We start from the raw sequence: 12,746 nt of genomic DNA on the forward strand, positions 1-12,746 counted from the left end.
GGGCTGATGCTAAAATTGCCCCATACTGCGTTACAAATCTCGCTAAGGCATCTGCATTATCGTCGCTTTGTGCCTTGTCTGGAACAATTTTAGCGATCAGCAGTGCCTATTTGCGAATGTTCAACACGCCCTAAGCATCATCTAGGCTGAAGCGAACTTACCTTTGTATGCAGGTAGAACAGCATCTTTTAGCCATTGATTAAAAGGTAGGACGGCATGCTTGATCGCATCATTACCTTGTTCAGCCAGCCAGTTTAATTCAATAATTAAATCACGCATGACTTTGGGAATATCACCCAAATAGCGATCTTTGCCATCGCGTTCAGATAATCGAATAAAAATCCCTAGTACTTTTAAATGACGCTGTACGCCCATTACATTAACGTCGTTTTCAAGCTGAACCACATTATCGGCTGTGGTTAGCAATTGTTGCTTTTGTAGCTGCCAAAAGTCGTTAATCCATGCAGATACTTGGTGCTCTGGCCATTCAACATAAGCATCGCGTACCAATGATACTAAATCATAAGCATAAGAGCCGATGACGGCGTCCTGAAAATCAATCACGCCCAAGCGCGATGTGTCCGCTTGGTCTTGCATGAGGTTACGACTATGATAGTCGCGATGCACAATGACTTGTGGCTGCAGCAGGATTTCATTGATGAGTGCCGATTTTAAGTTTTCCCACACCTCCTCATTCAGCTCTACGCCGATATAAGGGATAAACCACTCGCTAAACAGATTCATTTCGCGATCTAATAACGCCGTATCGTAATCTGGCAGCTGATACTGAGATTTTGCAGTCTCGACTGGTACCGTTTGCAGCGCTACTAACGTCTGCATGGCAAGTTGATAATAGTCATTGATTTGCTCTGGTGTTGCATCATTCAGCAAATGAGCAAACTCTACTGCACCAAAGTCTTGTAGCACCAAAAAACCTTTTTCTAAATTTTGTGCGATGAGCGTCGGCACATTGATTGCAGGCGACATGAGCTTGGCAACATTGATGAACTGCCGCATGGCATCTTGCTCATCAGCAGAATCCATGACGATATGACGCGTATCTCCTGATCCGTCAGCCTCTAGCAGTTGAATGCGATGATAGCGGCGCGCACTCGCGTCACCCGGTAAACTGTCTAGATCAAAGGGCTTATCTACAAATACTTGCTGCAACCAATGCTCGAGTTGTTGTTGGCGATTGTCGTTATTGTTATCGGTCATGTCAGGCTCTATAGTGGTTTTATCAGTCATAGTGGGCATCACAGGTTAAATATAAATCATAAATAATTAAAGTAGTGATAAGTCAGGCAAATACTTGCTAAAATGGTCATATCTTAAGCCGCAACAACTGCGTTAGTAGACATATCAAGATATCATTCAGTAATTTAACGATAAGCTGAAATTTTTAGCTCATTTAAAAGTAGCTTGGCTATATTATAAATTTTGGTAAATAGTGTAGCTGATTTGGTTTTTTTTGACTATGATTAGTCGTCATTATATGTAAAACAGCCAAATTCTTGAGATGACGCTATCGATGAGTGATTTTTTAGCCGTTCATTAACAACTCTGTCTTGTTGAATAATACGACTATGCAATTCAGTATCGCAATCCAATAGGCTCTGCAATCATAGGTGTGCCCTTGTTATATTCTCCGCTTTACCAAAGCATTCGTTTGATCTTATTTGGTGCCTTAGGCTTATCTAGCCTAACGGTTAATGCTGCCATCAACGATGCTGACACACAGACAACTGAGCCATCAAGTGCTGGTAGTACGAGCAGCTACCTTCCTGATACCAATAACAGTAATGTCACTCAAAGCAGTGATTACAACGATATCCGTTATAAAGACGCGCGCTCACAGATCGATAATTCTCAAAGAGCGACTCCTGCCTCTGATTTTGATGACACAGGTTTCGCAAGCGATGCTAAGTTAGAAGACAGCGCCTCCGATGATTTTTTGAATATCACAGAGATTAATGAGTCTTCTGATACCGCCTCGATACAACCATCAAATATGCCAGATAGCGATCAGGTAAGCCGCGACACACGCGCTAATGCTATAGCTACACCTGAAAATAGCGTAGCGGATAACCGTCAGCTAGATATCAGTGATGAGAGCATTCAAGACAGCTTAGTGCGTTTGGCAGAATTCTATGAGCTTACACCAGAGACTCCTGTCTCAAATGACGTGGATAATATAGAAGATGCTGAGTCAGATAACATACAGAGTACTTTAGCGCCTACAGCGCAGACCATTCCAAAAGTCGGTAAAAACTTACGATTATTGCCAAACGCTATAGATAGTGCACAACGCTGTGAAGGTCAATGGGTCTATCCAAAGAGCAACCCTAATTATCAGCGTGCTGTGAATGAGGCTGGCGGTGCAAATGGACAACCCGTACCTGATGTCGACAGTATTCCCAACAATCAAGCACCTTTATTCACAGAGTCAGACTACGGTTATTACAATAATATCAACTATGCTGAGCTATCAGGTAATGTGAAAGTCGATCAGGGCACCCAGCATATCGAAGCAGAGAAAGTTGTGATTGATCTAAGCAATGGGGTGGCTGCTGCACAAGGTAGAGTCATGTTTACCGATCAGGCGACAGGACAATCACTGCAACGTAGCAATGCACCAAGCAACGCTCAAGCCAGCTTTAATGAAAGAGCAAAAAAAGGTGGTTTGATTGGGGTTGCAGACAGCTTAAATTATAATACTGAAACTGGACAATCAACAGCCAACGATGTGGCTTTTGCTAGTGTTGAGCTACAAGCACACGGCTACGCTAAACGCTTGAATAAGCCCAATGATAGTGAGTACGAGTTGGACGAGGTGATGTTTAGCACCTGTCCACCCACCAACCGTAAATGGCAATTTGATGCCAAAAGTATCGATTTGAATACTGATACAGGGCGCGGTGAAGCCTATAATACGACTTTTCGCATTGCTGACGTACCGGTCTTTTATCTCCCCTACTTTAACTTTCCAATAGACAGTCGTCGTAGTAGCGGATTTTTGTTACCAAGTGCTAGCGTGAGTAGTGAGAGCGGTGTTGAGATTGATGTTCCTTATTACTTCAACCTAGCGCCCAACTACGATGCCACGCTCAATACGCATGTATATACTGATCGTAATCCTATGGTCTCAGGTGAGTTCCGTTATTTGACCGAAAACTATGGAGAAGGCATTTTTAACGGTTCATACTTGCCTAATGACAAAGAATATAATGACGAAGATCGTAAAAGCTTTTTTTATGATCATTATTGGTCATCGAAAAGTATTCCACGGTTAAGTGGTGATGCCAAATATAGCTATGTATCAGATGCAGATTATCTTGATGATTTTGATACCTTAGGTTTATCAGATAACACCATCAACCTACCAAGGCGTGCTCGAGTTAATTATTATAATGATTACGTCGATGGTGAGTTAAAAGTAGAAACCTTTCAAACGTTAGATGCGTTTACTGATAACGGTGAGGCTCTAGAGGATAAAGACAAACCCTATTCACGCCTACCACAACTAAAGCTCAACTATCGACTGCCGTGGGCGAAGAACTTTGACATCACTGGTGTACATGATTCTGCCTATTTTAAGAAGTCTATTGATGATGGCTCTGAGAATGAAAAGAGCGGTGCACGCATTTATAACAAAATAAGTGCCGTCTATCCGATGGAGAAGTCTTGGGGCTATATTAGACCGAAGCTAAGCCTACAGCACCTTTATACTTCCTATGATGAAGACAGCTTGGCAGACAATAACATCAGTGAAGAAGATGGTAGCCAATCCGTATTTGTGCCACAAGCCAGTATTGATGCAGGTCTGAATTTCTACCAAGCAGGCTCACCCTTTGGCGCTTTTGATGACACTATGGGTGGCTATCGTCTGCTTAGCCCGCGGGTGAAATACACGTATTCACCGTACAAAAACCAAAACGACATCCCTAACTTTAATACTCGTATTGCCTCTATCAACTATGAGCAGCTATTTTCAGACAGTTGGTTTTTAGGCCATGACCGCTTGCAAGATCTGCACTCTATCACGCCTGGTGTCAATTATCGTTACATCGATGCAACGGGTGTGACACGTTTTGATGGTAGCATTGCAGAACAGTTCTATATAGATGACGGCCGTGTCACGCTTGATGATGAGCAACGAGTTTTCAACTCTTCTTCCTCAGGCATGGTATGGGATACCAGTACCCAACCTTACAATAATTTTTGGGTTGATGTGAGCGGTGCGCTGACTAACGACTATGATTTGAACTATATCACGACTGAGCTACGTTATCAGCCATCAGACAATAGCTTGTTCAATGTGGGCTATGTCAAGCGCCAGCGTGATGAAAATACGGATCAGTTGCCATTGTCCGCATTTACCGCCTCTGCTGTTTTCCCTATCAACAATAGCTGGCGGATATTGGCTCAAGGTCAATATGACTATAATAGTAATAAGATGCTCGACTCACTTATCGGCGTTGATTATGAAGATTGCTGTTTTGGTTTTGCAGTTTATGGTCGTCGTTACTATAATGACTTAAATGTCAAAGACGAGCCAACACAAGCTATTATGGCGGAAATTAGATTAAATGGGCTTGGTAGTGGCAGTAGCCGCTTAACACGATTGCTCTCTGATAAGATATTAGGCTTTGAACCTGTCCAAACTGCATGGAAAGACTAACGAGATTTTTTGAAATAAAATATTATTTATATAAAAATGTATAAAGCACTATCTACAATCCAATTATGGACAACACTGTCGGGTATTTAATGATTAAAAGTATTGGATCGTGTTGACCAACTACCATCCGATGCGATGACATTGATGAGGAGCATCATGAGATTTTTTTCTTTACGTCAAACCAGCCGCGCTGTACTGCTATCTATGAGTGCCAGTCTTGCACTGACATTAAGTGCTCAGGCAGCGCCTGTGAAACCTGCCACAGCACAAGCCTCGACTACTGCTAATCAGAATACAGTAAGTCGCTTGACACCTGCCAATAGTACTGATGGTATTGTCGCTTTAGTCAATGAAAACGCTATCTTGAAGAGCGAATTGGTTGATGCCATTACACAAACCCAAGCCCGTGCACAAGCGGCAGGCGAGCCAATTGCAAACTCAGCACAACTACAGTCTGAGGTACTAAACGCGCTTATCTTGCGTGAATTGCAACTATCAATGGTAAAACGTGTCGGCCTATCTCCTGATGAGACCGAGATCAATCAACGCCTTGCTCAAATTGCTCAATCTCAAGGGCTTAATAGCATCTCAGCATTACAGCAACGCTTAGATGCCGCGCGTCCTGGTAGTTATGCCGCATTACGTGCTCAACTGATCGAAGATGCTGCTATTCAAGAGCTGCAGCAGCGTCAAATCAGTCGCCGAGTACGCATTAGCGAGCAAGATATTGATGCATTTTTGGCGTCGCCTGAAGCAAAACGTTTGAACCAAAGTGAATACCAAACTGTGCATGTACGCGTTCCTTATATAGATGACTACAGCCGTCTGTCAGCAGCTCAACGTGAGGAAGCGCTAAAAGTTGCACAGGATTTGCGTACTCGTTTACTTGAACCAAATGTCAGTGTCTCTGAAGCTGTTGCTGCAAGCCAAGGTAGCTATCCTATCCCTATTCAAGGTGGCGATATGGGCTTTCACAAAGCGGCCTCCCTACCGACAGAGCTATCAAGCAAAATTACCAACCTCGATATTGGTGCAGTTAGTGAGCCGTTACTAACGCCTGAAGGTATCGATATCGTTAAGCTGGCTGATAAAAAAGCCAGTGATACCATGCTGATTCCACAGTGGCACACTCGTCATATCTTAGTAAAAGTCGATGAGTTACAGACAGATGCACTGGCTGAACAGAAAATTAATGATTTGTATGAGCAACTGCGTAATGGCGCTGATTTTGCTGCCTTAGCATCAACCTATTCAGACGATCCAGGATCGGCTGGACGCGGTGGTGATCTTGATTGGGTCAGTGAAGAAGATATGGTGGCTCCATTTGAAGCCACAATGAAAAACACAGCCGTTGGTGACTACTCTGCTCCATTCAAAACTCAGTTTGGCTGGCATATTTTAAAGGTTGACGGTAAGCGTCAGCAGGATGTGAGCGAGCAATATCGTCGCAATATGGCACGCCAAGCTTTGTATCAACGCCTAGCGCCTCAAGCACAAGAAGACTGGTTGCAAGAATTGCGTGCAGGTGCTTACATCCAAGTACTCGGTTAAAGACTTACGTTTAATTGCTTGGTCATAAGTTAATACACTGAACGCTAATAATACTAATTAGCTTGCACAGAAAAAGGGTATATGCCAATGCATATACCCTTTTTTTATTTAGAAATTGACTGCCAGTTAATTAGAATAATGGATAGCAAACCGCCTAAGTACAATTAACTTAACAGACGGTTAAACCAATCTATTTAGCTGTTTATAGCAAGAATATTACAAATCGATAGAGGATGCACAAAGAAAAGCCCCGAACCTAGGGCGATTGGTTCGAGGCTTCAGTGCTTCATGTTATTGTTATTATCTCTCTTCCATGTTGACTCATCCTAAGTCATAAACAGTAACGTATAAGACAGCGGGCTGACCTGTTCTTTTATTGATACCGTCTCAACACTGCATCCTTGCGTATCCTTGTGTTGATGAATGTATTATAGGACAATCAATTTGGTACGAATAGAAGCTAAAGACCTTATTTGACGTAAGCATATGCTTACGTTATAAGAGTAAACTTTAACCTATACGTCGCACTTCTTATCAACTAAAACTGCCTTGCGCTTCTTTGCGTTCATCTGACATTTTCTTGCCTTCTTTTTTACCTTCTTCAATCTTGCTATCTGCTTCTGCTACATCTTCTGCTTCTGCAGTAGGCGCATTGCCTTCTTGCTTGCTCGTTTCTTCTGGCTCATATTGTAAAGTCGTCATGACAGGAAAATGATCAGATCCTATAGACGGCATACGTTTGATATCAACTACTGTAAAGCAAGCGCTATGGAAAATATGATCCAATGCCCAACGCAGAAAAGGATATTTGACATGAAAGGTGTTGATAAAATGTCGACCAATACGAGGATCTAGCAGCCCAGAAATACGCTGAAAGCGGCGCGTGGTTTTTGACCATGCCACATCGTTGAGATCACCAGCCAATATCGCGGTTTGCTCATTTTCTTTGATGTGTTTGCCAACCATCAGCAATTCGGCATCACGCGTGGTAGATTTATCAGCCTCAGTTGGACTTGGAGGCATAGGATGCAAGCAGTATAGCCAAATCACTCGACCACCTTGCAAGCGTAACTGCGTATGAATAGAAGGTATGTCATCAATTATTAGGTACTTCACTTCAGGATCTATGAGCTCAAGCTTAGAGTACAGGTGCATACCGTATAGATTATCCAGCGGAACCTTCACCGTATATGGATAATCAGACTCAATTTGCTGTAAGGCTTTCTCCCATTTTTTATCAGTTTCAAGCGTAATTAAAATATCGGGCTGTCTATGCTTGACCAAATCAACCAATTTTTGTGTTTCATCATTGGGTGTTAACACATTTGAGACCATGATTTTTAATTGATGTACTTGCCCTTCTGGTTTGTCCTTTGCTTTTTGAACTTCTTTTTTCCATAGCTTGGTATACGGCAATACCATTCTTAACTGGAACGCTAACGTGATACTAAGCACTATAAATAACAACCATTGTCCCAGTTGCCACTCTGAGAAAAACATGATCATGCCAATCCAAGCAATAATGCCCAGTACCATTATCTGAATGCGTGGGAATTCGACGCCACGTACCCACCAATTATCCAGTGGCACCCAACCCCAGATCGTTACAAATGCGATGAATCCTGCGAGCCATTGTAAGCTGTAATATAATAGTGAGAGATCCATAGTATGTGATAACCGTTTATTGAGATGATAATGGGGCCAATAATGACATGTGCCATTCATTCCATGACAACGCACATCATTATCTTAACTGAACTGAGTTCTAACTGAACTGACGTCAAGTATTAATGCTAGAAGCTTACTTTAGCATTTCATAAGATTTTCGCCTATATATGAGTCGTGATTCTGCAACAACTGCCATAAAAATTTACAATACCTGCCCAATCAAAATAATAAGTATTTTATCGAAAGCCTTATTCTTTATAGGCAACCAAATATATTTTGCCAATACCTAAGCGCGACTCTAATAATAACGTAAAGTTATAGTACACATAGTTAATAGTGTATGGAAAACGAGTAAATAATAGCCAAAACGCCTTGCTTTTTTGTACCATTCACGGCATTGTTATCGGTTGGTGATGCAACAAATAATTGTAAATAGGACTGAATTTCATGAGTAATTTAACAGTAGGCTTGGTAGGCTGGCGCGGCATGGTAGGATCAGTATTGATTCAACGTATGCAAGAAGAAAATGACTTTAACGGTATTACGCCTGTCTTCTTTTCAACCAGTAATGCTGGTGGTGATGCGCCAAAATTCGACGGTATTAAAACTGGCCAACTAAAAGACGCTCATGATATTGAAGCACTCGCTGCCTGTGATGTGATTATTACTTGCCAAGGTGGTGATTATACGTCAAACGTTCACCAACCACTACGTGATAGCGGCTGGACTGGCTATTGGGTTGATGCGGCAAGTACGCTACGCATGAAAGATGATAGCATCATCATTCTTGATCCAGTCAATCGCAGCGTCATTGATGACGCCCTAGCCAGTGGCAAAAAAGACTTTATCGGTGGTAACTGTACCGTATCTTTGATGCTGATGGCTATTGGTGAGCTGTTTAATAAAGGTTGGGTCGAATGGGTCAGCGCGATGACCTATCAGGCGGCTAGTGGCTCTGGTGCCAATAACATGCGTGAGCTTATCTCAGGTATGGGTGTTTTGCATGACGCTGTACAAGATGAGCTGGCCAACCCTGCTAGCGCCATTCTTGATATTGATAAGAAAATCGCTCAGACACAGCGTTCAGCAGACTTCCCTACACAGTACTTTGGTGTGCCGCTTGCCGGTAGCTTGATTCCTTATATCGATGTACAGTTAGAAAATAAGCAGTCAAAAGAGGAATGGAAAGGCGGCGTTGAGACTAATAAGATTCTTGGTAATGACGAAGCTAGCATGATTCCTATCGATGGTATGTGTGTACGTGTCGGGGCAATGCGTTGCCATGCGCAAGGTCTAACCATCAAGCTCAAAAAAGATATCCCTCTAGAAGAGATTGAAGCCGCCCTAAAAAATAGCGGCAACGAGTGGTTAGACTTGGTCGAAGACGACAAAGAAGCCACTATGAATCGCTTAACGCCAGTCGCAGTGACTGGTACATTAACAGTTGCATTAGGCCGCTTACGTAAGCTCAAAATGGGCCCTGAGTATTTAGGTGCCTTTACCGTTGGTGATCAGCTACTGTGGGGCGCAGCAGAACCATTGCGCCGTATGCTGAATATCATTCGTGAGCAAAACAACTAAATCGAATAACCAAAATATCAGATAAAAAAGACAGCAAGTGCTGTCTTTTTTGTGCGGTTAATAACCTAAACGGCTAAGAACAATGACTATATGCCCTAGTATCCTTGTATTACTTTTGCTCATACGCAATCATTACCTCGTTACGACGTAAAAATGGCAATGCCCATGGCTCATCGTAACGTGCCAATTCTGGCTCACCTGTAGGCGTTAAATGTTTGCTTTGCATCCAATTTCGCAGTTCTTATGTCCTTTTATCTACTTTATCACTTCCAGTAAATCCTGAGAATTTGATAATGTCATAATTTTGAGCTCGTACTTCGACGATTTCGACTTCTGGGTTATTTGGTTTTGGTGACGTCTCCATCGTATATTTACTGGGCATCGCGAATTGTACGCGCCACTTTCCGTCATCTTGCTGCATACTGACTGACTATATTGACAGAATGAATATCAATATCCAAAAAATCCCTAACAATGCTATAATTAGCGCCATTTTCATAGCTCATATATCGGTTAACATATGCAATTTGTCTTACATAAAACAGCCAGCGGTGCAACGCGTGCACGCCGCGGCACCGTTCATCTCAATCATGGCGACGTGCAGACGCCTGCCTTTATGCCTGTTGGGACTTATGGTACGGTCAAAGGTATGCTGCCACGTGATATCGAAGCCATTGGTGCTGATATCATTTTAGGCAACACTTTTCACCTCTGGTTACGCCCAGGCACGGAAGTGATTGATAAATTTGGCGGCTTGCATAAGTTCATGCATTGGGACAAGCCTATTTTGACGGATTCAGGCGGCTTCCAAGTATTCAGTCTGGGGGCCATGCGTAAAATTACCGAAGAAGGGGTTAACTTCAAATCGCCTATCGATGGCGCCAAAGTATTTCTTTCTCCTGAAAAATCCATGCAAATCCAGTACAGCTTGAACTCAGACATTGTCATGCAGTTCGATGAATGTACGCCTTATCCAGCGACTCATGATGAAGCAAAGAAATCTCTAGAGCTATCACTACGCTGGGGACAACGCTGCGTTGATGAGCACAATAGACTGGGTAGCACCAACGCATTATTCGGTATCGTACAAGGCAGTATGTATCCCGATTTGCGCCAGCAATCACTCGAAGGTTTGCTAGATATCGGCTTTGATGGTTATGCTATCGGCGGTCTTTCAGTTGGTGAGCCAAAAGAAGAGATGATAGACGTCCTAGACTACCTGCCTGATGATATGCCAGCAGATAAGCCGCGCTATCTAATGGGCGTTGGTAAGCCTGAGGATTTAGTTGAAGGCGTACGCCGCGGTGTGGACATGTTCGATTGTGTGATGCCAACTCGTAACGCGCGTAATGGCCATTACTTTGTGACGGGCGATGCAGACAATGCTGGTGTGGTACGTATCCGTAATAGCCAGTATCGTAACGACGAAGGCCCATTAGATCCTGAATGTGACTGCTACACTTGCCAAAACTTTAGCCGTGCTTATTTGTATCATCTTAATAAATGTAAAGAGATGCTGGGTGCTCAGCTAGCCACCATTCACAACTTACGCTATTACCAACGTTTGATGCAAGGGATCAGAGACGCCATTGAGCAAGATCAGTTTGATGAATTCGTTAGCGAATTTTATAATAAGCGTGGACAAACCATTCCTGAGTTAAACTTGCGTTAATCCATTTTAGTATTTATTGATATTATTAGACATAAAAAGGGCTTAAGATAATTCTTAAGCCCTTTTTATGTGTGCTGCTTTTATCACTCAATGATTTACATGTCTAAATCATTGTAAATAACTATTAGCCCATCAGTGAGGTAACAAATACCACGATCACAGCGATTGGCGCGATGAATTTTGCAACAATTTGCCAAAGCTGCCATGTCGCATTAGATAAACCAAGCTCTTGCTGAATACTACGCTGATCCATTTTCCAACCAACAAATACGATGGCCGCAAGACCTGTTAGAGGTAACAGGAACTTACTGGTAATCTTGTCTAGTGCATCAAAGATACCGTTACCCATGATAGTAAATTCAGACCATAGGTTAAACGATAGCAATGCGGCAATGCCTAATAGCCAAATCACAGTACTGGCAACGATAGTCGATACGGTACGGCTCATCGACGTACGCTCTTCTAGCAGCTCAACCGTTGGCTCTAGTAATGAGATGGACGAGGTGACAGCTGCAAAGGTAATAAGCAAAAAGAACAATGCACCAATGATAGTACCCGCACTCATGCTACCAAAAGCAATCGGTAAGCTGACGAAGATCAGACCAGGACCTGACGCAGGATCTAGACCGTTACTAAAGATAATTGGGAAAATGGCTAAACCAGCCGCCAAAGCGATAACCGTATCCAAAATAACAACGGTACGTGCAGTTTTTAGCAAGTTCACTTCGCGGCCCAAATACGAACCATAAGCAACCATGATGCCCATACCAATCGATAGCGTGAAGAAGGCATGACCTAATGCTGCAAGCATAACGTCAGCCGTCAGCTTGCTCATGTCTGGCGTGAACAAATAAGCAACTGCCTCACCAAAACCGCCATTCATTATGTTATAACCAACGATAACGAAAAGGATCACACCCAATAGTGGCATCAAAATCTTGGCTGCTTTTTCGATACCACTCGTTACACCAATACCAACGATAACGGCCGTTAAAATCATGAATACGGTGTGCCAAATCGTCAATGTACCGGCTGATGCTAGCATCGCATCAAAGGTCGCAGCCACAGAATCACTATCTTGACCTGTAAAGCTGCCTGACGCCACTTTGGTGATATAGTTAAGTGCCCAACCACCGATCACACTATAGAAGGATAGAATTAAAAAGCCACCCAAAATACCAGTAGCACCAACGATGGTCCAGCTACGAGATTTACCTTCGCTAGCAGCCACATCCGCAAACGTGTTGACTGGGTTTTTTTGTCCACGGCGACCAATGAGCCATTCAGCAACTAATATTGGAAAACCGACTAGCGCGATACAGAATAAATAAGCGATAACGAAAGCTGAACCACCGCTCTCACCCACCATATATGGAAACTTCCATATATTTCCCAAACCTACTGCTGAACCTACTGCTGCTAACACGAAGCCAAAACTTGAGCTCCATTGTGCATGTTCTTGTTTATTGATAGCCATTTTTTGCGTCCTCGTACTTCAAATAACGCTACTGACAATCCTCCTTGATCATCATAAATAGTGACTACTACTATCAAACTATTTAGTGAACACTTCGATGTGAAGTGCCTTCGATG

The 12,746-nt window shown here is 42.9% G+C and carries 7 protein-coding genes and 1 pseudogene; 4 read left to right on the forward strand and 4 right to left on the reverse strand.

Annotation, left to right across the window (positions count from 1 at the left end; translation table 11 throughout):
- Nucleotides 1-141: 141 nt before the first annotated feature.
- Entirely contained in the window at nucleotides 142-1,257 is a 1,116-nt protein-coding gene (locus tag BTW00_RS03360) for an aminoglycoside phosphotransferase family protein (protein ID WP_075106234.1), read from the reverse strand.
- Between the two features lie 379 nt (nucleotides 1,258-1,636).
- On the opposite strand from BTW00_RS03360, the gene BTW00_RS03365 reads away from it, so the two are divergent.
- Nucleotides 1,637-4,681 carry an LPS-assembly protein LptD gene (locus BTW00_RS03365; protein ID WP_075106235.1) on the forward strand — a complete coding sequence of 1,015 codons (3,045 nt, stop codon included), beginning with the start codon at nucleotides 1,637-1,639 and terminating at the stop codon, nucleotides 4,679-4,681.
- A gap of 156 nt (nucleotides 4,682-4,837) precedes the next feature.
- On the forward strand, nucleotides 4,838-6,232 hold the full coding sequence (locus BTW00_RS03370; RefSeq protein ID WP_075106236.1) for a peptidylprolyl isomerase: 1,395 nt from the start codon (nucleotides 4,838-4,840) through the stop codon (nucleotides 6,230-6,232).
- 534 nt (nucleotides 6,233-6,766) lie between these two features.
- On the opposite strand, the gene BTW00_RS03375 is transcribed toward BTW00_RS03370, so the two are convergent.
- Nucleotides 6,767-7,897 (reverse strand): endonuclease/exonuclease/phosphatase family protein, encoded by a 1,131-nt coding sequence (locus BTW00_RS03375; RefSeq protein ID WP_075106237.1) that lies wholly within the window; start codon nucleotides 7,895-7,897, stop codon nucleotides 6,767-6,769.
- Nucleotides 7,898-8,347: 450 nt separating this feature from the next.
- On the opposite strand from BTW00_RS03375, the gene asd reads away from it, so the two are divergent.
- Nucleotides 8,348-9,481 (forward strand): aspartate-semialdehyde dehydrogenase, encoded by a 1,134-nt coding sequence (gene asd, locus BTW00_RS03380; RefSeq protein ID WP_075106238.1) that lies wholly within the window; start codon nucleotides 8,348-8,350, stop codon nucleotides 9,479-9,481.
- A gap of 109 nt (nucleotides 9,482-9,590) precedes the next feature.
- On the opposite strand, the pseudogene BTW00_RS13825 reads toward asd, so the two are convergent.
- Nucleotides 9,591-9,902, reverse strand: a pseudogene (locus tag BTW00_RS13825) (heme-binding protein).
- A gap of 99 nt (nucleotides 9,903-10,001) precedes the next feature.
- Here BTW00_RS13825 and tgt point away from each other — a divergent pair.
- Complete coding sequence (tgt, locus tag BTW00_RS03395; RefSeq protein WP_058023663.1) at nucleotides 10,002-11,153, forward strand: tRNA guanosine(34) transglycosylase Tgt; 1,152 nt, start codon at nucleotides 10,002-10,004, stop codon at nucleotides 11,151-11,153.
- Nucleotides 11,154-11,277: 124 nt separating this feature from the next.
- Here tgt and BTW00_RS03400 read toward each other — a convergent pair whose 3' ends face one another.
- On the reverse strand, nucleotides 11,278-12,630 hold the full coding sequence (locus tag BTW00_RS03400; protein ID WP_075106239.1) for a sodium-dependent transporter: 1,353 nt from the start codon (nucleotides 12,628-12,630) through the stop codon (nucleotides 11,278-11,280).
- Nucleotides 12,631-12,746: the final 116 nt, after the last annotated feature.

The sequence above is a fragment of the Psychrobacter sp. C 20.9 genome, assembly GCF_001921765.1.
Classification (GTDB): domain Bacteria; phylum Pseudomonadota; class Gammaproteobacteria; order Pseudomonadales; family Moraxellaceae; genus Psychrobacter; species Psychrobacter piscatorii_B.